We start from the raw sequence: 23,253 nt of genomic DNA on the forward strand, positions 1-23,253 counted from the left end.
CCGCCATGCTGCATATCTTCTGCCCTCATTGCGGGGAGCTGCGCTCCGAAGAGGAATTCCACGCCAAGGGCCAGGCGCACATCCCGCGCCCCCTGGACCCCAACAGCTGCACCGACGAAGAGTGGGGCGACTACATCTTCTTCCGCGACAACCCGCGCGGCATCCACCACGAGCTGTGGGTGCACTCGGCGGGCTGCCGCCAGTACTTCAACGCCACGCGCCACACCGTGAGCTACGAGATCCTCGAAACCTACAAGATCGGTGAGAAGCCCAGCGTCACCGAAGCCACCGTCGGCGAGAAGAAAGCCGCGACCGCAGGAGTAACGGCATGAGCCAGGTCAACCGTCTTCCCAAGGGCGGCCGCGTCGATCGCAGCCAGCCGCTGACCTTCACCTTCAACGGCCAGAACTACCAGGGCTATGCGGGCGACACCCTGGCCGCCGCCCTGCTGGCCAACGGCGTCGACATCATCGGCCGCAGCTTCAAGTACTCCCGTCCGCGCGGCATCGTCGCCGCCGGCGCGGAAGAGCCCAACGCCGTGCTGCAGATCGGCTCCAGCGAAAGCACCCAGGTGCCCAACGTGCGCGCCACCCAGCAGGCCCTCTACGCGGGCCTGGCGGCCGCCAGCACCAATGGCTGGCCGAGCGTGGACAACGACCTGATGGGCATCCTCGGCAAGGTCGGCGGCGGCATGATGCCGCCCGGGTTCTACTACAAGACCTTCATGTACCCGCAGAACCTCTGGCTGACCTACGAGAAGTACATCCGCAAGGCCGCCGGCCTCGGCCGTGCGCCCACCGAAGTCGACCCGGACATCTACGACCACCTGAACCAGCACTGCGACGTGCTGGTGGTCGGTGCCGGCCCCGCGGGCCTCGCCGCCGCACTGGCCGCCGGCCGCAGCGGCGCCCGGGTGATCCTCGCCGACGAGCAGGAAGAATTCGGCGGCAGCCTGCTGGATACCCGCGAAACCCTGGACGGCAAGCCCGCCGCCGAGTGGGCCGCCAGGGCCATCGCCGAGCTGCAGTCCATGGCGGAGGTGACCCTGCTGCCGCGCGCCACGGTGAACGGCTACCACGACCACAACTTCCTCACCATCCACCAGCGCCTGACCGACCACCTGGGCGAAGTCGCCCCCCGTGGCCAGGCTCGCCATCGTGTCCACCGCGTCCGCGCCAAGCGCGTGGTGCTGGCCGCCGGCGCCCACGAGCGTCCGCTGGTGTATTCCAACAACGACGTGCCGGGCAACATGCTCGCCGGCGCCGTGTCCACCTACGTCAACCGCTACGGCGTGGCGCCGGGTCGCCAACTGGTGTTGTCCACCAGCAACGACTACGCCTACCGCGTGGTGCTGGACTGGCTCGACGCCGGGCAGCAAGTGGTGGCCGTGGCCGACGCCCGCAGCAACCCCCGTGGTGCCTGGGTGGAAGAAGCCCGCGCCCGTGGCGTGCGCATCCTCACCGGCAGCGCCGTGGTCGAGGCCCGTGGCAGCAAGCGGGTCACCGGTGCGCGGATCTGCGCCATCGACCTGAAGAACCACAAGGTCACCAGCCCCGGCGAAGTGGTGGACTGCGACCTGATCGTCAGCTCCGGCGGCTACAGCCCGGTGGTGCACCTGGCCTCGCACCTGGGCGGCAAGCCGACCTGGCGTGAAGACATCCTCGCCTTCGTCCCCGGTGAAGGCTTCCAGAAGCGTATCTGCGCCGGCGCCGTGAATGGCGTGTTCGGCCTCGGTGACGCCCTGGCCGATGGCTTCGAGGCGGGCGCCAAGGCCGCCGCCGAAGCCGGCTACAAGGCGGTCGAAGGCAACCTGCCGAAGACCCAGAAACGCAATGAGGAAGCCGCGGTGGCGCTGTTCCAGGTGCCCCACGACAAGTCCACCTCCCGTGCGCCGAAGCAATTCGTCGACCTGCAGAATGACGTCACCTCCGCCGGTATCGAGCTGGCCACCCGCGAGGGCTTCGAGTCGGTCGAGCACGTCAAGCGCTACACCGCGCTGGGCTTCGGTACTGACCAGGGCAAGCTGGGCAACATCAACGGCCTGGCCATCGCCGCCCGTTCGATGGGCATCAGCATCGCCCAGATGGGCACCACCATGTTCCGCCCGAACTACACCCCGGTGACCTTCGGCGCCGTCGCCGGCCGCCACTGCGGTGCGCTGTTCGAGCCCAAGCGCTACACCGCCATGCACCGCTGGCACCTGGAGCAGGGCGCGGAGTTCGAGGACGTCGGCCAGTGGAAGCGCCCCTGGTACTTCCCCAAGCGCGGCGAGGACCTGCACGCCGCCGTGGCCCGCGAATGCAAGGCCGTGCGTGACAGCGTGGGCATTCTCGACGCCTCCACCCTGGGCAAGATCGACATCCAGGGCCCGGACGCCCGCGAGTTCCTCAACCGCGTCTACACCAACGCCTGGACCAAGCTGGACGTGGGCAAGGCCCGCTACGGCCTGATGTGCAAGGAAGACGGCATGGTCTTCGACGACGGCGTGACCGCCTGCATCGGCGACAACCACTTCGTCATGACCACCACCACCGGCGGTGCCGCCCGCGTGATGGAATGGCTGGAGATCTACCACCAGACCGAATGGCCGGAGCTGAAGGTGTACTTCACCTCGGTCACCGACCACTGGGCCACCATGACCCTGTCCGGTCCCAACAGCCGCAAGCTGCTGGCCGAGGTCACCGACATCGACCTGGACAAGGACGCCTTCCCCTTCATGAGCTGGAAGGAAGGCCTGGTGGGCGGCGTGCCGGCGCGGGTGTTCCGCATCTCCTTCACCGGTGAGCTGAGCTACGAAGTCAACGTGCAGGCCGACTACGCCCTGGGCGTGTGGGAGAAGGTCGTCGAGGCGGGCAAGAAGTACAACCTGACCCCCTACGGCACCGAGACCATGCACGTGCTGCGGGCCGAGAAGGGCTTCATCATCGTCGGCCAGGACACCGACGGCTCGGTGACCCCGGACGACCTCAACATGGGTTGGGCGGTGGGCCGCAACAAGGCCTTCTCCTTCATCGGCTGGCGCGGCATGAACCGCGAGGACTGCCTGCGCGACGACCGCAAGCAGCTGGTGGGCCTGAAACCCATCGACCCGAACCTGGTACTGCCGGAAGGCGCCCAGCTGGTGTTCGATCCGAAGCAGTCCATCCCGATGAAGATGGTCGGCCACGTCACCTCCAGCTACATGAGTGCCTCCATGGGCTATTCCTTCGCCCTGGCCGTGGTCAAGGGTGGCCTCAAGCGCATCGGCGAACGCGTCTTCGCACCGCTGGCCGATGGCAGCGTGATCGAAGCCGAAATCTGCAGCTCCGTGTTCTATGACCCGAAAGGGGACCGCCAGAATGTCTAACGTGAACGTCTACAAACAGCGTCCCGACGCCGCCCATGCCGAATCGCCGCTGTTCCATGCCGGCCTCGACGAACTGGCGCGCAAGGGCAAGAGCAGCGCGGGCGTGGTCCTGCGCGAGAAGAAACTCCTCGGCCACCTGGTGATCCGTGGTGACGCCAAGGACGCGGCCTTCGCCGGCGGCGTGCACAGCGCCCTCGGCCTGGAGCTGCCGGTGGCCCTGACCCTGGTGGCCAGCGGCGACACCTCGCTGCAGTGGCTGGGGCCGGACGAGTGGCTGCTGATCGTTCCGGGCGGCACCGAGTTCGAGGTCGAGCAGCGCCTGCGCAAGGCCCTGGATGGCCAGCACATCTCGGTGGTCAACGTCAGCGGCGGCCAGACCATTCTCGAGCTCTCCGGGGCCAAGGCCCGCGAGGTGCTGATGAAGTCCACCTCCTACGACGTGCACCCGAGCAACTTCCCGGTGGGCAAGGCCGTGGGCAGCAACTTCGCCAAGTCGCAGCTGGTGATCCGCCACACCGGCGAGGAAACCTGGGAGCTGCTGGTACGCCGCAGCTTCGCCGACTACATCTGGCTCTGGCTGCAGGACGCCAGCGCCGAGTACGGGTTGGCGGTGAAGGCCTGATCGGCACGGGGCCCCTGGTAGGTTGGCGCAGAGCGGAGCGAAGCCCAACGATACCGGCCCCGGAAGGACCTCAGGGAGCGCCATGCGCTCCTTGTTGGGCTTCGCAAGCTCAGCACCAACCTACGTTGTTGCGCCCCTGGAGATCGAGATGAGCCGCACACCCGATACCTGGATCCTCACCGCCCACTGCCCGAGCGTGCTCGGCACGGTGGACGCGGTGACGCGCTTCCTCTTCGAGCAGCATTGCTACGTCACCGAGCACCATTCCTTCGATGACCGGCTGTCCTCGCGCTTCTTCATCCGCGTCGAGTTCCGCCAGCCGGACGGTTTCGACGAGCAGGCCTTCCGCGCCGGCCTCGCCGAGCGCCTGGCGCCCTTCGACATGGACGTGGAGCTGACCCCACCGGGCTATCGCGCCAAGGTGGTGCTGATGGTCTCCAAGGCCGACCACTGCCTGAACGATCTGCTCTATCGCCAACGCATCGGCCAACTGGCCATGGACGTGGTGGCGGTGGTGTCCAACCACCCGGACCTGGAACCCCTGGCCCGCTGGCACGGGATTCCCTACCACCATTTCCCCCTCGACCCCAATGACAAGCCGGCCCAGGAGCGCCGGGTGCTGCAGGTGATCGAGGTGAGCGGCGCCGAACTGGTGGTGCTCGCCCGCTACATGCAGGTGCTCTCGCCCGAGCTGTGCAAGCGCCTCGATGGCTGGGCGATCAACATCCACCACTCCCTGCTGCCCGGCTTCAAGGGCGCCAAGCCCTACCACCAGGCCTACCAGAAGGGCGTCAAGCTGGTGGGCGCGACGGCGCATTACATCAATAACGACCTGGACGAAGGCCCGATCATCGCCCAGGGCGTCGAGTCGGTGGACCACGCCCACTACCCCGAAGACCTGATCGCCAAGGGTCGTGACATCGAGTGCCTGACCCTGGCCAAGGCCGTGGGCTACCACATCGAGCGACGGGTGTTCCTCAACGCCAACCGTACGGTGGTGCTCAACGCCTGAGTGCCACTCCCCGGATTGCATCCGGGCTGCTTCGGTGCGCATGGCGCACCCTATTTCACGGAACCCGCCCTGCCAGGTTTCACCGGCGGTGTCCGGCAACAGACGCAAGCTCCAGTACAAGGCCGCGTGGCCGAAGGTCGCGCCTTTGTGTTCACAACAACAACGGAGAATTACGCATGTCTGGTAATCGTGGTGTCGTTTATCTCGGTTCGGGCAAGGTCGAAGTGCAGAAGATCGACTATCCGAAGATGCAGGACCCCCGCGGCAAGAAGATCGAACACGGGGTGATCCTGAAAGTCGTTTCCACCAACATCTGCGGTTCCGACCAGCACATGGTGCGTGGTCGTACCACCGCCCAGGTCGGCCTGGTGCTCGGCCACGAGATCACCGGCGAGGTGATCGAGAAGGGCAGCGACGTGGAAAACCTGAAGATCGGCGACCTGGTTTCCGTGCCGTTCAACGTGGCCTGCGGCCGTTGCCGTTCCTGCAAGGAACAGCACACCGGCGTCTGCCTCACCGTCAACCCGGCCCGCGCCGGCGGCGCCTATGGCTACGTCGACATGGGCGACTGGACCGGCGGCCAGGCCGAATACGTGCTGGTACCCTACGCCGACTTCAACCTGCTGAAACTGCCGGACCGCGACAAGGCCATGGAGAAGATCCGTGACCTGACCTGCCTCTCCGACATCCTGCCCACCGGCTACCACGGCGCGGTCACCGCCGGCGTCGGCCCGGGCAGCACCGTCTACGTCGCCGGTGCCGGCCCCGTGGGTCTGGCCGCCGCCGCTTCCGCCCGCCTGCTGGGCGCCGCGGTGGTCATCGTGGGTGATGTGAACCCGGTGCGCCTGGCCCATGCCAAGGCCGTCGGCTTCGAGATCGCCGACCTGTCCCTGGACACCCCGCTGCACGAGCAGATCGCCGCCCTGCTGGGCGAGCCGGAAGTGGATTGCGCCGTCGACGCGGTGGGCTTCGAGGCCCGTGGCCACGGCCACTCCGGTGCGCAGCACGAGGCGCCGGCCACCGTGCTCAACTCGCTGATGCAGGTCACCCGCGTGGCCGGCAAGATCGGTATCCCCGGCCTCTACGTCACCGAAGACCCGGGCGCGGTGGACGCCGCCGCGAAGATCGGTGCCCTGAGCATCCGCTTCGGCCTCGGTTGGGCGAAATCCCACAGCTTCCACACCGGCCAGACCCCGGTGATGAAGTACAACCGCGCGCTCATGCAAGCGATCATGTGGGACCGCATCAACATCGCCGAAGTGGTGGGTGTGCAGGTCATCAGCCTGGACGACGCGCCCCGTGGCTACGGCGAGTTCGATGCCGGCGTGCCGAAGAAATTCGTCATCGACCCGCACAAGACCTTCAGCGCGGCCTGATCGTTCGCAAGACCCCCGACGCCGCGATGTGACAGCCGCGGCGTCTGTCCCTCAAGGGGCCCTTCGGGGTCCCTTTTTTTATCCTCCGCATGGCGGGCGGAGTTCTTGTAGGGGCGAATTCATTTGAACTCGGGAAACCACGTCCTTAGGACGTGGTCATGAGTCATCGGCTCTGCGTGTGACGATTGAGCTGCCTGGCTACCAGGATGACGGTTGTAGGATGTGGTTGAGCGAAGCGATACCCATCAGCGCCCGCGCACAGCATGGGTATCGCTTCGCTCAACCCATCCTACGTTGCTGCGTCGCGGTGGTCAGTTTCGTCGCGAGGAAGAGCTCAGGGAAAAGTTCTGCCAGCGCTCTCGGATTTCCTCCGGGCTACGAATTGCCAGGCGGCACCGAGATGCCCCCTTCCAGGGGGCCAAAAGCAAGTCCATGTTCTACGAACGTGGATGTTTACTCGCCAAGGGCCGCGCAGCAGCCCCATCGGCCTCAGAGGGCAGACCTGCGGCCTGCTTGGCGAATGAGTTCGCCCCCAACGAAGAGCCAGGGCGAGTTTATTCCTCCTCGAGCTCCACGAACCGTTCCAGGTCCACCACCTCCAGATTGATCCGCCCGACGAAGGCGGAGAAGGCCAGGGCGGCCGCCAGGCGACGCAGGTCGGCGGCCCAGGGTGGGACGTAGCGCGGTTGCTGCAGCCAGCCGGATTCGAACAGCGGCGCCAGGCGCACCACATCGCCCGCGCTCATGCGTCCGGCGAACAGCTGGCGCAGCAGTTCCGGGCGGTTATCGCGCACCGCCACCCGCAGCAGGGTGTGTACCCCGAGCATGCCGATCACGTAGCAGGCGTCCTTGGTGAAGGCACCGCCACCGCGCACATCGGCGCCCCTGAACACCCGTTGGGTGGAGCGGAAGGATTCCTCCTCGCTTTGCCCTGCGTCGAGGAAACCCTGGAACACCTCGATGAAGTCGGCGCCGTCCAGGGCCTGCTGCACCGCCACCACCCGCAGGGCGACACGGCGCAGGCGCTGGATGTCGATGCTGCCGGTGAGCAGCTCGGCAAGCATGGCGATACCTTCCTGGGTCTGGGTGGTGCGCGGCGAACCCAGGGCCAGGCTGGTCAGGTGCGGTTGCGCACGGCCGTTCAGCGCGGTGGCGACATGCACGAAGGCCTCGTGTTGCAGCAACTGGGCCTTGTCCAATTCGGAAAAACGCGCCGAGGCGCGCAGGCGGATGCGGGTGGCGCCGGCGATGGCCTTGGAGGCGAGGTCCGGGTCCACTACCACCTTGACCTGGTCGGGGCCGAAGAAGGCGTCCACCTCGGTGCGCATCCAGGCGGCGAAGTCCTCCGCCGGGATGGTCGCCTCGGTGGCGGGAATGCTGCGGTTGTCCAGCAGGGCGTCGGTGGTGTCGAGGAAGAAACGCGCCGCGACCAGGGGCGTCATTCTCTGCCGCTCGTAGTAATGGTCGGGGCGCTGGTAGAGGCGCGAGGAATACTCACTGAAGGCCGGCGTGCCGATGCCGCCGAGCATGCGCCCGGCGCAGGCGTAGCTGCGCGCGGTGGCGGCGAGGAAGGTACCGGCGGGGTGGCCCTCGTCGCACTGCCCGGCAAGGGTTTCCAGGGCATTGATCTCTGCGTAGTGATCCCGGGGTTCGAGCCGCACCTCCGGGAGCCTTGGATGGCCAGCGCGCCAGTCGGCGAGGAAGCGCTCCTCGATACCGTCCGGCCAGGCGATGGCCTCCAGCACGCGAATCTTGCGCGCCAGGCGGGGGAGGGCGGCGTCCAGTTCGACAAGGCGGGTTTCGTTCATGGCGGCGGAACCTGAAGTCTGGTCTTTCAAGGCTAGCCCAGGGGCACCGTAGGATGGGTAGAGCCTGCGAAACCCATCAATTCGCGGTGATGGGTTTCGCTTCGCTCAACCACATCCTACGTACTGAACAGCGCCGACAGGAGGCGGGGAACACGCGGCCCGCCGCCGCTGTCACAGACACGAGCTTCCGCTCACCGTCCGGTACGCAGTGTTCCGGTTCGGATTCATTCTCGAGGTCCTCCTATGCACAGTCCCCGTAGCCTGACCCTGGCCGTCCTGCTCAGCCTGGCCGCCAGCCCGGTGTTCGCCGTTACCCTGGGCGATGTCGTTGCCGCCGCTGCCGCGAGTGGCGCGGGCCAGGAAGAGAAGGCGCCGGGTATTGCGCCGGCGGAGTCGGCGGCGCTGCTGGAGCAACTGGGCGGCCAGTTGAATATCACCCCGGAGCAGGCCATCGGCGGTGCCGCTGCGCTGTTCGGCCTGGCACGCAACAATCTGCCGGCCGAGCAGTTCTCTCAGTTGGACCAGGCGGTGCCGGGCGTCGGCATGCTCACCGACCCCAACACCCAGGGCCTGCTGAGCAGCATCGGCGGCCTGCTCGGCCAGCAGGCGGGCACTGCCCTGGGCGGCCAGCCCGGCGTGCTTGCCGGGCAGCAGATGAACAGTATGGCGGATGTCAGCCAGGCCTTCGGTTCGCTGGGCATGGATAGCGGCCTGATCGGCCAGTTCGCTCCGCTGATCCTGTCCTTCCTCGGTCAGCAGGGCCTGGCCGAGAACCTGCTGCAAAACCTGGGCAACCTCTGGAAGTGGACCGTGCCGCCGGTCACCCCGGGGCTGCAGCAAGCGCCCGTGCAGCAGACCCCGGTCCAGCAGGCGCCGGCACAGCCGGTACTACCGCTGCAACCGGCGGTGAGCGGCCTGTCGACCTGATTCGCAAGGGGGGTAGGTGCCCGCGCGCCTACCCCTGCAGTTCCGCGCGCAGCGCTGCGACGCGCGCATCCTTCTCCTGCCAGAGCCGGCTGACCCAGGCCTGCAGGTATTGGCGAAATTCCCCGTCGTTCTCGTAGTCGCCCTGCCACAGGGCCGGGTCCAGCTCGCGGGTCTGGATGTCCACGATCACGCGCGGCACCTGGCCGCTGAGCAGCGCCCAGAAGCCGGGCACGCCCTCGCCGGGGTAGGCCAGGGTGACGTCGAGGATGGCGTCCAGCTGCTCGCCCAGGGCCGCCAGGACGAAGGCCACGCCACCGGCCTTGGGCTTGAGCAGGTGGCGGTAGGGCGAGCCCTGGTTGGCATGCTTGGCCGGGGTGAAGCGGGTGCCCTCCAGGTAGTTCACCACGGTCACCGGCATGCGCTTGAACTTCTCGCAGGCGGCACGGGTGATCTCCAGGTCCTTGCCCTTCATCTCCGGGTGCTTTTCCAGGAAGGCCTTGCTGTAGCGCTTCATGAAGGGGTAGTCCAGGGCCCAGAACGCCAGGCCCAGCAAGGGCACCCAGATCAGCTCCTTCTTGAGGAAGAACTTGAAGTAGGGCGCCTTGCGGTTGAACGCCTGGACCAGCGCCGGGATGTCCACCCAGGACTGGTGATTGCTGATGACCAGGTAGGAGGTGTCGCGGCGCAGCCCGTCGCCGCCGCGGATATCCCAGTGGGTGGGGGTGAAGACGGCGAAGACCCGCTTGCAGTTCTCCGCCCAGGCTTCGGCGATCCACATCACCGTGCGTGAACAGGCGTCGCGCAGGGCCTGGCCGGGCAGGATCAGCTTGAGCAGGGCGACGGCCAGCATGGGGCCGATCAGGGCCAGGGTGTTGAGCAACAGCAACAGGGTGGTGGCGAGTCCGGTCAGCAATGCCCGCATGGGTCCTTGGCTCCTCGTCCGTTTGAGTCCGCGCCATGATACCCAGACGTTGCCCGTGCGACGAGCGGTCGGCCGGCGCTACGGGCGCTTGCCTGGCCCCGGCCCAGGTGGATTATGCTGTCGTCCTGATATCGCCTGCCTAGCGTACCCGTCGTGCTCAAACGAATTGTCGTGACCGACCTGCGGATCGGTATGTACATCCAGGAACTCTGTGGCTCCTGGATGGACCATCCGTTCTGGAAGACCAGCTTCCTGCTTGCCAATGCCAAGGACCTGCAGCGCATCCTCGATAGCGCCGTGGGGGAGGTCTGGATCGACACCGCCAAGGGCCTGGACGTGGCGGCAGGGGAAAGCGCCGAGGAAGTCGAGGCGCAGGCCGAGAGCCAGCTGCAGTCGGCGGATGTCGAACCGCCGCCGGCGCCGAATCCCACCAGGGTCAGCCTGGACGAGGAAATGGGCCGCGCCCTGCGCCTGTGCGCCCGCTCCAAGCAGGCGGTGATGGCGATGTTCAACGATGTCCGTCTCGGGCACGTGGTGGAGATGGCCGAGGCCCACCTGCTGGTGGAGCAGATCACCGAATCGGTGATCCGCCATCCCAATGCCCTGATCAGCCTGGCGCGGCTGAAGACCAGCGACGAATACACCTACATGCACTCGGTGGCGGTCTGCGCCCTGATGGTGGCCCTGGCGCGCCAGCTGGCCATGGGCGAGGCAGAGGTGCGCGAGGCGGGCCTCGCCGGCCTGCTGCACGACATCGGCAAGATGGCGGTGCCGCTCGAGTTGCTGAACAAGCCGGGCAAGCTGTCCGATGGCGAATTCGCCGAGGTGCGCAAGCACCCCACGGCCGGCGCGCGCATCCTGCTGGACAGCCGCCAGGTCAGCGCGGCGGTGCTGGATGTCTGCCTGCATCACCACGAGAAGTACGACGGCTCGGGTTACCCTCATCGCCTGGCGGGTGAGCAGATCAGCGTGCTGGCGCGCATGGGGGCGATCTGCGACGTGTATGACGCCATCACCTCCGACCGCCCCTACAAGAAAGGCTGGAGCCCCGCCGAGGCGGTGCGCAAGATGGCCGAGTGGACCCGTGGCCACTTCGATCCGCATCTGTTCCAGGCCTTCGTCAAATCCATCGGCATCTACCCCACCGGCTCCCTGGTGCGCCTGGAAAGCGGCCGCCTCGGAGTTGTCCTGGAGCAGCACCCGCAATCGCTGCTGACCCCGCTCGTGAAGGTCTTCTTCTCGGCGCGCTCCCAGCTGCCCATCCCCCAGGAAGTGATCGACCTGTCCAGGGGCGACCGCATCGAAAGCCGCGAGTCGCCGGAGGACTGGGGCTTCAAGAAGCTCGATGAACTCTGGAGTGGCGTGACCATCGGTCGCGGCGCCCTGTTCGATTGATGGCGAACCATTGAGCGTCCCGCCAGTCCGAGAAACTTACCCCCTCAACCAGGAGATGCTGCGTTGAAACCCCTGATTGCCCTGCTCGCCCTGGTGGCGCTGCCCGCCGTCGCCGCCAAGGAGCCCACCCTCTACGGCCGCTACGAATACGTTCGCCTGCCGGAAATCGGCCAGACCCTGAAGGCGAAGATGGACACCGGCGCCCTGACCGCATCGCTGTCGGCCAAGGACATCGAGCTGTTCAAGCGCGATGGCGAGGAGTGGGTGCGCTTCCGCGTGGCAGCCAAGGATGCCGACGACACTCTCTTTGAACATCGCCTGTCGCGCATGAGCAAGATCAAGAACCGCGCCGACGAGCTGGGCGAGGAAGACGAGGCGCCCAGCGCGGAGATTTCCAAGCGCCCGGTGGTGGACCTGGAAATGTGCCTGGGCGGGACCAAGCGCACGGTCGAGGTCAACCTCACCGACCGCTCCAGCTTCAACTACCCGCTGCTGATCGGCGCCAAGGCCCTGCGTGAGTTCAAGGCCGCCGTGTACCCGGGCCGCAAGTTCACCGCCGGCAAGCCGCAATGCTGACCGGCGCCTGATTGACGGAGTGCGTGCCTTGGGGCAACGTCCCTCCCATTTCCATGAGCCGGGACGCCCATGCCGCACATCCTCATCGTCGAAGATGAATCCGCCATTGCCGACACCCTGGTCTACGCCCTCGAGGCCGATGGCAACGCCACCACCTGGCTGAGCCTGGGCGGCCCGGCGCTGGAGCTGTTGCGCCAGGGCACGGTGGACCTGGTGATACTGGACGTGGGCCTGCCCGACACCAGTGGCTTCGAGCTGTGCAAGGCGCTGCGGCGTTTCTCCGAGGTGCCGGTGCTGTTCCTTACCGCGCGCAACGCGGAGATCGACCGGGTGGTGGGCCTGGAAATCGGCGCCGACGACTATGTGGTCAAGCCCTTCAGCCCTCGTGAAGTGGCCGCGCGGGTGCGCGCCATCCTCAAGCGAACGGCACCCCGCGCGGAGGCGCCCGGCGCGGCTTCCGACGGCCCCTTCCAGGTGGATGCCGAGCGCGTGCGCATCCACTACCACGGGCAGTTGCTGGCGCTGACCCGCCACGAATTCCGCCTGTTGCAGGCCCTGCTGGCGCAACCCGAGCGGGTGTTCAGCCGCGAGCAGCTGCTGGATGCCCTGGGGGTGGCCGCCGACGCGGGCTACGAACGCAACATCGACAGCCACATCAAGAGCCTGCGGGCCAAGCTGCGCCAGGTGGCGCCCGCCGCCGAGCCGATCCAGACCCATCGCGGCCTGGGCTACAGCTACTCGCCGGACCACGCCTGATGCCACTGGGCATACGCATCTTCCTGGTGTGCTTCCTCTTCGTCGGCCTGGCCGGCTGGTTCGTGCTCAGTACGGTGATGGAGGAAATCCGTCCCGGCGTGCGCCAGTCCACCGAGGAAACCCTGGTGGATACCGCCAACCTGCTGGCGGAGATCCTCAAGGAAGACGTCCGCACCGGCACCCTCGACCAGGGCCGTCTGCCCGAGCTGCTCAAGGCCTATGGCGAACGCCAGCCGGAGGCCGAGATCTGGGGCGTGCGCAAGAACCGGGTCAACCACCGCATCTATGTCACCGACGCCGCCGGGCGGGTGCTGCTGGACTCCAGTGGCGTGGCGGTGGGCCAGGACTACTCGCGCTGGAACGACGTCTACCTGACCCTGCGCGGCCAGTACGGCGCCCGCTCCACCCGCGCGGACCCGAACGACCCGGACTCCTCGGTGATGTACGTGGCCGCGCCCATCCGCGATGGCGAGCGGATCATCGGCGTCGTCTCGGTGGCCAAGCCCAACGCCTCACTGCAGCCCTACATCGAGCGTTCCCAGCGGCGCCTGGCCTGGCTCGGCGCCGGGCTGATCGTCCTCGGCCTGCTGGTGGGCGGGCTGCTTTCCTGGTGGCTCAGCCGCTCGTTGCGGCGCCTGCGCAACTACGCCCAGGCGGTGAGCGAGGGCCAGCGGGCGGAGCTGCCGAGCATGAGCGGCGGCGAGCTGCGCCAGCTGGCCAGCGCGGTGGAGCGCATGCGCACCCAATTGGAAGGCAAGGCCTATGTCGAACGCTATGTGCACACCCTGACCCACGAGCTGAAGAGCCCGCTGGCTGCTATCCGTGGCGCGGCGGAGTTGCTCGAAGGGGATATGCCGGCCGAACAGCGGCAGCTCTTCGTGGCCAATATCGGCAACGAGGGCGCGCGCGTGCAGCAGTTGATCGAGCGGTTGCTCAATCTGGCCCAGGTGGAGCAGCGCCAGGGGCTGGAAGAGCAGGTGCCGGTGCCGCTGCGCGAGTTGGCCGAGGCGCTGTTGCAGGCCCAGGCGGCGCGCATCGAAACCGCGGGCCTCAAGGTGGAGAACCTGATTGCACCAGGACAGTGCGTGGTCGGCGAGCGTTTCCTGCTCAGTCAGGCCCTGGCCAACCTGCTGGATAACGCCCTGGACTTCACCCCGCCCGGCGGCGCGCTGCGACTGGCGGCGGAGCGGCAGGGCCACTGGCTGGAGTTGCGTGTGTTCAACCAGGGCGAGGCCATCCCCGAGTTCGCACTGGCGCGCCTCACCGAACGCTTCTATTCCCTTCCGCGCCCCGCAACGGGGCGCAAGAGCACGGGCCTTGGCCTCAATTTCGTGCAGGAAGTGGTCGGCCTGCATGGCGGTGAACTGCGCGTGCTGAATGTCGAGGGCGGCGTGGAAGCCCGTCTGCGACTACCCGCCGTCGCGGATTGACATGCGGCCGCCGCCCGGCGGCACCGGTCGCATCAACCATCGACTATAAATTGAGCAGGACGACGCCCTGACCATCGGCGGATGTCGCCACCCTGTAATCAGGTTTTGGCTTGATTCTTGATTCGGCCAGCTACGTTGCGCCGAGCTTCCACCACAAGAACCACAGGCCCTTCAGGAGCTGCCGGATGAAAAGCGTCGCCGAGATTCTCAGAGCCAAGTCCCACACCCACCTGTTCGGTGTCGAGCCCACGACCACCGTACTGGAAGCCGCCCTGCTGATGGCCGAGAAGGACATCGGCGCCCTGGTGGTGATGCAGGGCGGCGAACTGGTGGGCATCGTCACCGAGCGTGACTTCGTGCGCCGGGTGGCCGCCCTGGAGCGCTCCGCCTACGCCACCACCATCGAGGAGGTGATGACCTCCAACCTCTTCGTGGTGACCCCGCGCGACAGCAACCAGTACTGCATGCAGCTGATGACCGAGAAGAACCTGCGCCACCTGCCGGTGCTGGACAACGGCAAGCTGGTGGGCCTGCTGTCCATCCGCGACCTGGTACGCGACATCACCGCCGAGCAGGAAAGCCTGATCCAGCACCTGGAGCAGTACATTCGCGGGGCGTAGGACTCGATACGAACTCTTTAGGGGCCTGTAGGTTGTGGCTGAGCGACGCGAAGCCCAACACCCCCGCCTCACCGCACCTCGTTGGGCCGCGCTGCGCTTGGCCCAACCTACAGCTGAGACGCCAATTCGAGCGAGTATCCCGTAGGAGCGAGCTCTGCTCGCGAGCAGAGCTCGCTCCTACAATTTCTGCATCTGTGTGCGAATGAATTCGCCCCCACAGAATCGCTGCCGCCCATTCCCCACACAATCTCCACATTTCCCCCATAGGCCCACCTCGGGCGCTGCCCAGACTCTCCCCATCCCAAACAAGGAGAGTCGCCATGACCCGAACCCTCGGATTCAAGCTGGGCACCATCGCCCTGTTGATGCTGCTGTTGATGATCCCGCTGACGCTGATCGATGGCCTGATCGGCGAACGTCAGGCCGCCCGCGATGGCGTGCTGGCCAACATCGCCCAGAGTTCCAGCTACAGCCAGCGCATCACCGGGCCGATCCTGGTGGTGCCTTACACCCGGACGGTGCGCGAGTGGAAGACCTACGAGCAGACCGGCCAGCGCCAGCTGGAGGAGAGCGAGGTGAGCAGCCGGCTGTACTTCCTGCCGGAGCGCTTCAACCTGACCGGCACGGTGGATACGGAGCTGCGCGCCCGCGGCATCTACACGGCGCGGCTGTACAAGAGCGACAGCCAGGTGAGCGGAGAAATCCTGCTGCCGGCCAACTACGGCATCGTCGAGAACCTTGCGGACTACCGCTTCGAGCAGCCCTTCCTCGCCGTGGGCATCAGCGATATCCGTGGTATCGGCAACGCCTTGAAGGTCCGCCTCAACGGCCAGTCCCTGGACTTCCAGCCCGGCAGTAACGAGCGCCTGCTGGGCGCTGGCGTGCACGTGCCCCTGGCCAGCCTGCAGGCCGGTGCGCCGCAGAGCCTGGATTTCGCCTTCGAGCTCAAGCTGCAGGGCACTTCCCGGCTCAGCGTGACGCCGGTGGGCCGCGATTCGCGGGTGGAGTTGAGTTCCAGTTGGCCGCACCCGAGCTTTATCGGCGAGTTCCTGCCCAGCGAGCGCAGCATCGATGCCAAGGGCTTTTCGGCGATCTGGCAGACCAGCTTCTTCGCCACCAACCTGCAGGAGGCGCTGGCCCGCTGCGTGGGCGAGGGGCAGTGCGACGAGTTCAACTCGCGGGAGTTCGGCGTCAGCTTCGTCGACCCGGTGGACCAGTACCTGAAGACCGACCGGGCCATCAAGTACGCCCTGTTGTTCGTGGCCCTGACCTTCGCCGGCTTCTTCCTGATGGAAGTGCTCAAGCGCCTTGCCATGCACCCGGTGCAGTACGGCCTGGTGGGCCTGGCCCTGGCGTTGTTCTACCTGCTGCTGCTGTCGCTCTCCGAGCACCTGCCCTTCAGCCTGGCCTACGCGATCGCGGCCTCCGCCTGCGTGGCGCTGGTGGGGTTCTACGTCAGCCATGTGCTGCAAGGCTGGGTGCGCGGCGGCGGTTTCACCCTCGGCCTGGCGGCGCTCTACGGCCTGCTCTACGGCCTGCTGCGCGCGGAGGACTACGCACTGCTGATGGGCTCGCTGCTGGTGTTCGGCCTGCTGGCCTGCGTGATGGTGCTGACCCGCAAGCTGGACTGGTACGGCGTTGGCCGTGGCCAGCCGGCCAGCGGCAATTGAGGAGGAGCGGGCATGCGCGTACTCATGCAGTTCGGTGGTTGCTTCCTGCTCGGCCTGGTGATGGCGGTGTTGCTGCTGGGCGGCCTGATGTTCGCCGGTGCGTTCGGCGTCATCGAGCTCTGGCTGTTCACCGGCAAGCCCCTGGCGAGCCTGGCCCTGTGGGCGCTGCCGGGCGGCTTCTGGCAGGGCCTGACGGGGCTGGTGGACGCGGCGCGGAATGCCGCGCTGCGTTCCTTCCTCGAACTCTGCGCGGCCTTGGGCCAGGGCGCGCTGTTGCTGGCGGCGGGCTTCTACCGGCTCTGGTACCGGCGCGCGGGAGGTGGCCAATGAGCTGGCTGGGATTGCGCGAGGATCAGGAACGGGCGGCGCGGCTGGCGGCGGCGCTGGACAGGCTGTTCAGCGCCAGCCTGCCCCGCCCCCGGGGCCGTTCAGGGCGCCGGCGCGGTGGCCTGCAGCGAGGACCGCTGGCCGACGCTTGAGTACCAGGCGGCGAGCTTGGGGTAGTCGCGGCGCCAGTTCAGGTCGGTGATGCGGAAGTCCAGATAGCCCAGCGCGCAGGCGGCGCCAATGGCTGCCACATCGAAGCGTTGGCCCAGTTCGTCGGCGGATTTTTCGAAGTGTGCCAGGGCCCGGTCGATCTTGTTGCACTGGCCCAGTACCCAGTCGTCCCAGCGTTTGTCCTCGGGCCGCAGGAAGGTCTCGTAGCGCACCAGGATGGCGGCATCCAGTACCGCGTCGGCCAGGGAGGCCAGGGTCAGGCGCCGCCAGCGCGCGGCCCCCTCGCGGGGGATCAGCGGCTCGCCGCCGTGCAGCTGGTCGAGGTAGTCGAGGATCACCCGGCTGTCGTGCAGCACGCTGCCGTCGGCCAGTTGCAGGGCGGGGATCTTGCCGGCGGGGTTGTGCTCGTTGACCTCGGCGCTGGGGTTCAACGGGGTCAGGGTCACGCCGTGCAGGCGCACCGCGTCCAGCTGGCCGGTTTCATGAAGCAGCACCATGACCTTGCGGACATAGGGCGAGGTGGGGGAGTAGAACAGGGTCAGGCTGGCGCTCATGCGGGTTCCTCAGTGTCTGCAAGGGAGCAATGGCGCAGTTATACCGCATCGGGCCAGGGCCGGGCTCGTGGCGCCGAACTGGCGGCTGAAGGCCTCAGCGGTTCGAAGAGCATTCACGGTGGAGTGGCGACGCCGACGCGATCAGAGGGCCGGAGCCTGCTGCCGGCGTTGCCAGCGGGCGAGGGCCGAGGCCAGCGCGGCGGGGCTCTCCAGGCCCTGGCGACGAGCGCGGCTGAAGAGGATCAGGGCAATCTCGGCGGTGACCAGGGCATCGGCGCTGGCATTGTGGCGTTGCTGCACCTGCAGGCCGAAATGCTCCACCCAGTCGTCCAGGCCGCCATTGCGGATGCCGGCCTCGGGACAGAGCATGGGCGCCAGCTCGGCGATGTCCATGAAGCCATGGCGCAGGCGATGGTCGAGGTCGTGCTTGAGGGCGCGGCTGAGCATGCGTTGGTCGAAGGTGGCGTGGAAGGCCAGCAACGGGCTGTCGCCGAGGAACTCCATGAAGCCCAGCAGCGCCTCCACCGGTTCGACGCCGGCGGCCAGCTCGCTCGGCGCGATGCCGTGGATCAGCACACTGGCGTTCAGCTTGCCGGTGTCGCGCTGGAGGGTGCATTCGAACTGGTTGCCGAGGTCGATGGCGCCGTCTTCGATGGTCACCGCGCCGATGGACAGCACCAGGTCTCGGCTCATGTTCAGGCCGCTGGTTTCCAGGTCCAGCACCACGAAGCGCTGTTGGCGCAGGGGACGTTCGTCCAGCGCCTGGGGATCGGGCAGGCGGTCGCGGCGGTCGGCGAGGACCGGGTCCAGGGGCGTGCGGCGGGTGAACCAGGGGAATCCGTTCATAGTTGATAACGTAGCGCCAGGCTCGATTGCAGGCGCTGGGCCTGACGGAAGGACTCGCGCAGGATGCGTCGGTCCAGGTGGTTGAGGGTGTCCGGATCGAGCCGATTGGAGTAGGGCAGGCCCTGGCGGGCCTGATGCTGGTGCTGCTGCATGCGGGTCTGCTGGATGAAGTGGTAGGCCTCTTCATAGGCGGCGCCGTCGAGGGCGTCCACGACCTCCTGGGCCACCAGCTGGCGCAGGCGTTCCAGGGTATTGCAGGCGCCGATGCCGTGGGCCAGGGCCAGCAGCCGGGCGCCGTCGACGAAGGGCGTGAGGCCCTGCACCTTGAGGTCGAGGGTGTCCTTCTCGGCGCCCCGGCGGGCCACCACGAAATCGCGGAATCGGCCCACCGGCGGTCTCTGGCGCAGGGCGGTCTCGGCCATCATGCGCTGGAACAGGCTGTTGTCGGCGACCATCAGCAGCAGCTCCCGACGCAACGCCTCGCATCCTTCCATGGGCCCCCAGACCGCGCGCAGGTCGAAGTAGATGCAGGACGCCAGCAGGTTCTCCGGCGTCGCCTCGCGAACGAAACTGGCGAAGCGCCGGCTCCACTCGCTGCGCGACAGGCAGAGCTGTGGATTGCCCGCCATGATGCCGCCCTTGCACAGCTCGAAGCCGCACAGGGCCAGGGCCTGGTTGATGCGCTCGGCCAGCGGCAGCAGGCGCCCGCGAATGGCGGCGGCCTCTACCGCGTCGGCCGCCTCGAAGAGGATGCCGTTGTCCTGGTCGGTGTGCAGGGTCTGCTCGCAGCGGCCTTCGCTGCCGAAGCAGAGCCAGGTGAAGGGTACGCCGGGGTCGCCCATTTCCTCGATCACCAGTTCGATCACCCGGCAGACGGTGTGGTCGTTGAGCAGGGTGATGATGCGGGTGATCTGGGTGGAGCTGGCGCCGTGGGCGAGCATGTTGTCCACCAGGCGCTGGATCTCGCCGCGCAGGGCGGCCAGGGTCTCGACCCGGCCGGCGTGGCGGATGGTGCGTGCCAGGTGGACCAGGTCGACCCGCTGCAGGGAGAACAGGTCGCGCTCGGACACCACGCCCAGCAGCCGGTCGTCATGCACCACGCAGACGTGGGCGATGTGCCGCTCGGTCATGGCCAGCGCGGCGTCGAAGGCGCTGGCGTCGGGTGGCAGGTGGAAGGGCGCCTGGGTCATCACGTCGCGAATGGGCTGGGCCAGGTCGGCGCTGGCGTCGGCGATCACCCGGCGCAGGTCGCGCAGGGTGAAGATGCCCAGCGGCCGTTGCCTGGGGTCGACTATCACGATGCTACCCACCTGCTGTTCGTGCATCAGCCGCACGGCGTCGCGCAGGGGGAGTCCCGCCAGGCAGGCGATGGGCTGGCGCACCGCCAGTTCGCCCAGGCGGGTATCCAGGGAGTACTGGGCGCCGAGGGTTTCCGCCGCGCGCAGCTGGACCTGCTGGTTGACCTGGTCGAGCAGGCTGCTGACCCCGCGCAGGGCGAAGTCGCGGAAGGGGTTGGACAGGGCGAACAGTTTGACGAAGGCGGACTTGCCCAGCAGCAGGCAGAAGGTGTCTTCGCCGGCCAGGTGCTCGGTGCGGGTCGCGCGCTCGCCGAGCAGGGCGGCCAGGGGGAAGCATTCGCCGCTGGCGATCTCGAAGGTGGTCTCGGTGCCGCGCCGGGCCGAATGGGGCCGTTCGCCCACCACACGGCCCTGCTTGACGATATAGAAGTGCTCCACCGGCCCGTCCTGGGGCTTGATGATGGAGTCGCCGGCGGCATAGAAGCGCAGCAGGCAATGTTCCACGAGGAAGGCCAGGTGGGCGCTTTCCATCTGGTTGAAGGGCGGGTACTTCTGCAGGAACTCCATGGTGCCGTGGATGTTCTGCATCACTGCCTGCTTGCCGGCCTGGGCAAAGGCGTCTGCCTTGTTCATGGACCTGCCTGCTGATTCTTGTTAGTGGGCTCATGCTGCGCGAGGCAGCCAGCGGCACAAATTGGACGTAAGTCTAAAAACAGGCAAGTCGTCGGAAGGCAAGGGCAAAAGGCTACCGTTCGGCGGATGCCGCATTCTGTACGGGAACTTGCGTGCAATTTGCGTATCCGAGCAGCGAACCCCGTGCTAAAGCTAATGCAGCAGTGGGGAGTTGGGCCTGCCAGGAAGGCCCCTTTCGAGGACAACCCATGAGTTACGGTGACCTGCTGAGTGACGCCGAGCTGCAAGCGCTTGATGAGATCATGCGCGTGCCCAGCGCGCCGCCCAGCGTACTGCTGGTGGACGACGACGAGGTCGGGCGCGATGCCCTGGCCGATGAACTCGTCGCCAAGGGCATTCCCTGCATCACCGCCGACAGCGGCGAGCAAGCCTTGGCACTGCTGGTCACGCGCCCATCCATCGGCCTGATGATCACCGAGCTCCACATGCAATGCGGCAGCGGTCTGGAGCTGGTGCGCCAGGTACGCCAGTCGGCGCGGGCGAGCCTGCCGGTGATCATCGTTTCCGGCGACGCCGACGTGCAGGACGCCATCGAGGCGATGCACATGAAGGTGGTGGACTTCCTGCTCAAGCCGGTAGACCTCGGCCGCCTCGGCAACCTGGTGCGCAACGAGCTGGGCACCCCGCCCGAACCCAAGGCGCCACCTCCTCAGGTGAGGCCCAGGCCGGAAAAAGCGAAAACCAAAGCGAAGGTAATCGCGCTGAAAAGCGCTTAAAGAGCCGCCAGGGAAAGGCGGTTTTTTTATGCGTGTTTGCGAGGCTCCGGGAGGTCTGTTCCCAGCGGGCAATATCGCGTGATTGTTCTACCTGGCTCCCAGCGGGCGGATATCTCCCTCACCCCCGCCCCTCTCCCAGAGGGAGAGGGGGTGACGCAGTCCTGGTGCCTGATCGGACGTGTAACGACGTAGAGAAGATGACGCCGCGCAAACGCCCCTTCAGGAGGCCGAGTGGAATCGTTGCAGAGGGGGACGAGCGGCATGGATGCCGCGAGAGCCGCGCAGGGCCATGGATGGCCCTTCGCGGCGGGTCCCGGAGCAAGGATGGATCGAGGGGAGTTTGGCGAAGCCAAACCCGAATGGTGGGGCAAGTTTTTTGGTTCCTTTTCAACGATTGGAAAAGGGACTCGCCCGGGAAGGCGAAACAGCAACCCACAGCCCACTCGGAAATGAGCTGGACTACAGAACTCCAACCGGATTGCCGACATTCCCCAACTCTCAGTGGTGCACGCTGTCCACCGCGATGCCTTCGCCACCTACCTCCAGATGCTCGACACGGCGGTCGGCGATGGCGTAGTAGATCAGCCCGGCGAGACCAGCACCGAAAAACCAGGAGAAGGGCGACAGCGCCTCGAAGGCCGGCAGCAGCGCCAGCAGGGTGGCGATCGTCGCGGCCGGGAGGAAGGCGATCAGCGCCCGTGGGTTCACGCCCCGCTGGTAGTGGTAGGCGGCATCGCGACTCTCCGTGTACAGCTCGGGCAGGTTCACCCGGCCACGGCGCAGCAGGTAGTAGTCGACGATCATGATCCCGTACAGCGGGCCGAGCAGGGCGCCCAGGCCGCCGAGGAAATAGAGGATCACGCCGGGGCTGTTGTACAGGTGCCAGGGCAGGATCAGCACGGCGATGGTGGCGCTGAGCAGGCCGGCGCGGCGGAAGTTGAGCAGGCGGGGAGCGAGGTTGGTCAGCACGTAGGCCGGCGCGACGAAGTTGGCCATGATGTTCACCGCCACGGTGACGATCAGGAAGGCCAGGCAGCCGAGTACCAGGAAGCCCGTGTGGGGCAGGGCCGCGACTATGTCGGTGGGGCTCTGGATCAGCCGGCCGTCGATGCTGAACTGGGCGCCGGCGAGGATCACCGCGATCAGGGCGAACAACAGCATGTTCACCGGCAGTCCCCAGAAGTTGCCCTGGCTGATGGTGCGCTTGTCCGGGCAGTTCCGCGCGAAGTCACAGAAGTTGAGGATCATGGTGCCGTAGAGGCTCACCCAGAGCGCCGCGCCGCTGAACACCTTGAGCCACATCTGCGAGCCGCTGGCCGGGGTGCCGTTCGACCAGGCGATGGAGAGGCCGCTGCGCCAGTACATCCAGCCCGCCAGTGCGGCCACCGTGACCAGGATGACCGGGCCGGCGAAGGATTCGTAACGCCGCACCATCTCCATGCCGTAGGCGAAGATCAGCAACTGCACGCACCAGATGCCGAGGAAGGTCAGCCAGCCCAGGCTGGACAGCCCCAGCAGCGAGTCCTGGTCGTAGGCCGCGAGGGAGGGGAAGACTGCCCGCAGCAGCACCCTGAGGACCACCGAGGCGAGGTAGGTCTGGATGCCGAACCAGGCGATGGCGATCACCGCGCGGATCAGCGCCGGCAACTGGGCGCCGTGGATGCCGAAGCTGATGCGGCACATCACCGGGTAGGGCAGGCCGGTCTTCTGGCCCATGTAGCCGGAGAGGTTCATCAGGCCGTAGATCAGCAGCGCGCCCAGGGCGATGGCGCTGAGGATCTGCGCGCCGCTCATGCCGAGGGCGAACAGGCCGATGGCGAAGGAGTAGTTGGCGATGTTGTGGACGTCATTGGTCCAGAGTGCGAACAGGCTGTAGCGGCCCCAGCGGCGACCCGCCTGGCGGGTGGGTGCCAGGTCGGCGCTGTACAGGCGCGGACTCAGGGAGGGGGAGCCGGGGGCTACCCTGTCGGCGGCTGGGGCGTCGAGGGGGGTAACGCCGGAAAGGGGGGGAGTTGCCATGGAGCCTCCGCGAACGGTGTGTGCACTTTTTTGTGGTTTTTGTATGCAAGCCATTTTCGTGCCATGGCCTGGGGTTGGCGTTTCCAGGAGGCGATAGCCGTTGTGCGTGCACCGCCAGTGAGCATCAGGAAGCGTTGTGGGGCCTGGCTTTCATTCGTTGTAGTGGCAT

19 protein-coding genes and 1 pseudogene are annotated in these 23,253 nt (G+C 66.9%); 14 read left to right on the forward strand and 6 right to left on the reverse strand.

The features are described 5' to 3' along the window. Positions 1-5 precede the first annotated feature (5 nt). From PCA10_RS02190 to fdhA, 5 genes are all read left to right on the forward strand, one after another. The gene (locus PCA10_RS02190) at positions 6-332 is read left to right on the forward strand and encodes a sarcosine oxidase subunit delta (protein ID WP_016490388.1); all 327 of its coding nucleotides are present in this window, start codon (positions 6-8) and stop codon (positions 330-332) included. After that, positions 329-3,346, forward strand: a complete 3,018-nt coding sequence (locus tag PCA10_RS02195) for a sarcosine oxidase subunit alpha (RefSeq protein WP_016490389.1) — start codon at positions 329-331, stop codon at positions 3,344-3,346. The genes PCA10_RS02190 and PCA10_RS02195 overlap by 4 nt, the downstream gene beginning before the upstream one ends. Then, entirely contained in the window at positions 3,339-3,968 is a 630-nt protein-coding gene (locus PCA10_RS02200) for a sarcosine oxidase subunit gamma (RefSeq protein ID WP_016490390.1), read from the forward strand. The genes PCA10_RS02195 and PCA10_RS02200 overlap by 8 nt, the downstream gene beginning before the upstream one ends. 148 nt (positions 3,969-4,116) lie before the next feature. Next, positions 4,117-4,980: a formyltetrahydrofolate deformylase gene (purU, locus tag PCA10_RS02205; protein ID WP_016490391.1), complete on the forward strand. Its 864-nt coding sequence runs from the start codon at positions 4,117-4,119 to the stop codon at positions 4,978-4,980. A gap of 176 nt (positions 4,981-5,156) precedes the next feature. Then, entirely contained in the window at positions 5,157-6,356 is a 1,200-nt protein-coding gene (gene fdhA, locus PCA10_RS02210; RefSeq protein ID WP_016490392.1) for a formaldehyde dehydrogenase, glutathione-independent, read from the forward strand. A gap of 554 nt (positions 6,357-6,910) precedes the next feature. On the opposite strand, the gene PCA10_RS02215 is transcribed toward fdhA, so the two are convergent. Beyond that, positions 6,911-8,164, reverse strand: coding sequence for a flavohemoglobin expression-modulating QEGLA motif protein (locus tag PCA10_RS02215; RefSeq protein ID WP_016490393.1), 1,254 nt, complete (start codon positions 8,162-8,164; stop codon positions 6,911-6,913). Between the two features lie 243 nt (positions 8,165-8,407). Between PCA10_RS02215 and PCA10_RS02220 the strand changes: the two genes are divergently transcribed. Further along, positions 8,408-9,091: a DUF2780 domain-containing protein gene (locus PCA10_RS02220; protein ID WP_016490394.1), complete on the forward strand. Its 684-nt coding sequence runs from the start codon at positions 8,408-8,410 to the stop codon at positions 9,089-9,091. A gap of 28 nt (positions 9,092-9,119) precedes the next feature. Here PCA10_RS02220 and PCA10_RS02225 read toward each other — a convergent pair whose 3' ends face one another. Beyond that, on the reverse strand, positions 9,120-10,013 hold the full coding sequence (locus PCA10_RS02225) for an acyltransferase (RefSeq protein ID WP_016490395.1): 894 nt from the start codon (positions 10,011-10,013) through the stop codon (positions 9,120-9,122). Positions 10,014-10,166: 153 nt separating this feature from the next. Here PCA10_RS02225 and PCA10_RS02230 point away from each other — a divergent pair, with 153 nt between their 5' ends. The 7 genes from PCA10_RS02230 to PCA10_RS02260 all read left to right on the forward strand — a co-directional run bounded on the left by PCA10_RS02230 (position 10,167) and on the right by PCA10_RS02260 (position 16,790). Further along, positions 10,167-11,408 carry an HD-GYP domain-containing protein gene (locus PCA10_RS02230; RefSeq protein WP_041770107.1) on the forward strand — a complete coding sequence of 414 codons (1,242 nt, stop codon included), beginning with the start codon at positions 10,167-10,169 and terminating at the stop codon, positions 11,406-11,408. A 63-nt stretch (positions 11,409-11,471) separates the two neighbouring features. Next, positions 11,472-11,984 (forward strand): retropepsin-like aspartic peptidase RloA2, encoded by a 513-nt coding sequence (gene rloA2, locus PCA10_RS02235; protein WP_016490397.1) that lies wholly within the window; start codon positions 11,472-11,474, stop codon positions 11,982-11,984. Between the two features lie 69 nt (positions 11,985-12,053). Further along, complete coding sequence (creB, locus tag PCA10_RS02240; protein WP_016490398.1) at positions 12,054-12,740, forward strand: two-component system response regulator CreB; 687 nt, start codon at positions 12,054-12,056, stop codon at positions 12,738-12,740. Continuing rightward, the gene (creC, locus tag PCA10_RS02245) at positions 12,740-14,170 is read left to right on the forward strand and encodes a two-component system sensor histidine kinase CreC (RefSeq protein WP_016490399.1); all 1,431 of its coding nucleotides are present in this window, start codon (positions 12,740-12,742) and stop codon (positions 14,168-14,170) included. The genes creB and creC overlap by 1 nt, the downstream gene beginning before the upstream one ends. A gap of 185 nt (positions 14,171-14,355) precedes the next feature. Next, positions 14,356-14,790, forward strand: a complete 435-nt coding sequence (locus PCA10_RS02250) for a CBS domain-containing protein (protein ID WP_016490400.1) — start codon at positions 14,356-14,358, stop codon at positions 14,788-14,790. 320 nt (positions 14,791-15,110) lie between these two features. Beyond that, positions 15,111-16,460: a cell envelope integrity protein CreD gene (gene creD, locus PCA10_RS02255; RefSeq protein WP_016490401.1), complete on the forward strand. Its 1,350-nt coding sequence runs from the start codon at positions 15,111-15,113 to the stop codon at positions 16,458-16,460. Between the two features lie 12 nt (positions 16,461-16,472). Continuing rightward, entirely contained in the window at positions 16,473-16,790 is a 318-nt protein-coding gene (locus tag PCA10_RS02260) for a hypothetical protein (protein ID WP_016490402.1), read from the forward strand. 98 nt (positions 16,791-16,888) lie between these two features. Here PCA10_RS02260 and PCA10_RS02265 read toward each other — a convergent pair whose 3' ends face one another. The 3 genes from PCA10_RS02265 to PCA10_RS02275 form a co-directional block, all read right to left on the reverse strand. Then, entirely contained in the window at positions 16,889-17,512 is a 624-nt protein-coding gene (locus tag PCA10_RS02265; protein ID WP_016490403.1) for a glutathione S-transferase, read from the reverse strand. 141 nt (positions 17,513-17,653) lie between these two features. Continuing rightward, positions 17,654-18,358: a 3'-5' exonuclease gene (locus tag PCA10_RS02270; protein WP_016490404.1), complete on the reverse strand. Its 705-nt coding sequence runs from the start codon at positions 18,356-18,358 to the stop codon at positions 17,654-17,656. Beyond that, entirely contained in the window at positions 18,355-20,289 is a 1,935-nt protein-coding gene (locus PCA10_RS02275; protein WP_016490405.1) for a putative nucleotidyltransferase substrate binding domain-containing protein, read from the reverse strand. Before PCA10_RS02275 ends, PCA10_RS02270 begins: the two co-directional genes overlap by 4 nt. Before the next feature lie 248 nt (positions 20,290-20,537). On the opposite strand from PCA10_RS02275, the pseudogene PCA10_RS02280 reads away from it, so the two are divergent. Further along, positions 20,538-20,969: pseudogene (locus tag PCA10_RS02280) on the forward strand (response regulator); the annotation flags it as partial. Positions 20,970-21,563: 594 nt separating this feature from the next. Here the strand turns inward: PCA10_RS02280 and PCA10_RS02285 are convergent. Beyond that, entirely contained in the window at positions 21,564-23,084 is a 1,521-nt protein-coding gene (locus PCA10_RS02285) for an NCS1 family nucleobase:cation symporter-1 (RefSeq protein WP_016490407.1), read from the reverse strand. Positions 23,085-23,253 lie beyond the last annotated feature (169 nt).

This window comes from Pseudomonas resinovorans NBRC 106553, assembly GCF_000412695.1.
GTDB lineage: Bacteria > Pseudomonadota > Gammaproteobacteria > Pseudomonadales > Pseudomonadaceae > Metapseudomonas > Metapseudomonas resinovorans_A.

Excerpts from the sequence above, each read along its gene's own strand:
- PCA10_RS02220 (WP_016490394.1), top strand. The coding sequence starts at position 8,408 with ATGCACAGTCCCCGTAGCCTGACCCTGGCCGTCCTGCTCAGCCTGGCC.
- PCA10_RS02190 (WP_016490388.1), top strand. The coding sequence starts at position 6 with ATGCTGCATATCTTCTGCCCTCATTGCGGGGAGCTGCGCTCCGAAGAG.
- PCA10_RS02275 (WP_016490405.1), bottom strand. The coding sequence starts at position 20,289 with ATGAACAAGGCAGACGCCTTTGCCCAGGCCGGCAAGCAGGCAGTGATG.
- creC (WP_016490399.1), top strand. The coding sequence starts at position 12,740 with ATGCCACTGGGCATACGCATCTTCCTGGTGTGCTTCCTCTTCGTCGGC.
- creD (WP_016490401.1), top strand. The coding sequence starts at position 15,111 with ATGACCCGAACCCTCGGATTCAAGCTGGGCACCATCGCCCTGTTGATG.
- creB (WP_016490398.1), top strand. The coding sequence starts at position 12,054 with ATGCCGCACATCCTCATCGTCGAAGATGAATCCGCCATTGCCGACACC.
- PCA10_RS02260 (WP_016490402.1), top strand. The coding sequence starts at position 16,473 with ATGCGCGTACTCATGCAGTTCGGTGGTTGCTTCCTGCTCGGCCTGGTG.
- PCA10_RS02270 (WP_016490404.1), bottom strand. The coding sequence starts at position 18,358 with ATGAACGGATTCCCCTGGTTCACCCGCCGCACGCCCCTGGACCCGGTC.
- purU (WP_016490391.1), top strand. The coding sequence starts at position 4,117 with ATGAGCCGCACACCCGATACCTGGATCCTCACCGCCCACTGCCCGAGC.
- PCA10_RS02265 (WP_016490403.1), bottom strand. The coding sequence starts at position 17,512 with ATGAGCGCCAGCCTGACCCTGTTCTACTCCCCCACCTCGCCCTATGTC.
- PCA10_RS02250 (WP_016490400.1), top strand. The coding sequence starts at position 14,356 with ATGAAAAGCGTCGCCGAGATTCTCAGAGCCAAGTCCCACACCCACCTG.
- PCA10_RS02215 (WP_016490393.1), bottom strand. The coding sequence starts at position 8,164 with ATGAACGAAACCCGCCTTGTCGAACTGGACGCCGCCCTCCCCCGCCTG.
- PCA10_RS02195 (WP_016490389.1), top strand. The coding sequence starts at position 329 with ATGAGCCAGGTCAACCGTCTTCCCAAGGGCGGCCGCGTCGATCGCAGC.
- PCA10_RS02200 (WP_016490390.1), top strand. The coding sequence starts at position 3,339 with ATGTCTAACGTGAACGTCTACAAACAGCGTCCCGACGCCGCCCATGCC.
- PCA10_RS02285 (WP_016490407.1), bottom strand. The coding sequence starts at position 23,084 with ATGGCAACTCCCCCCCTTTCCGGCGTTACCCCCCTCGACGCCCCAGCC.
- PCA10_RS02225 (WP_016490395.1), bottom strand. The coding sequence starts at position 10,013 with ATGCGGGCATTGCTGACCGGACTCGCCACCACCCTGTTGCTGTTGCTC.
- fdhA (WP_016490392.1), top strand. The coding sequence starts at position 5,157 with ATGTCTGGTAATCGTGGTGTCGTTTATCTCGGTTCGGGCAAGGTCGAA.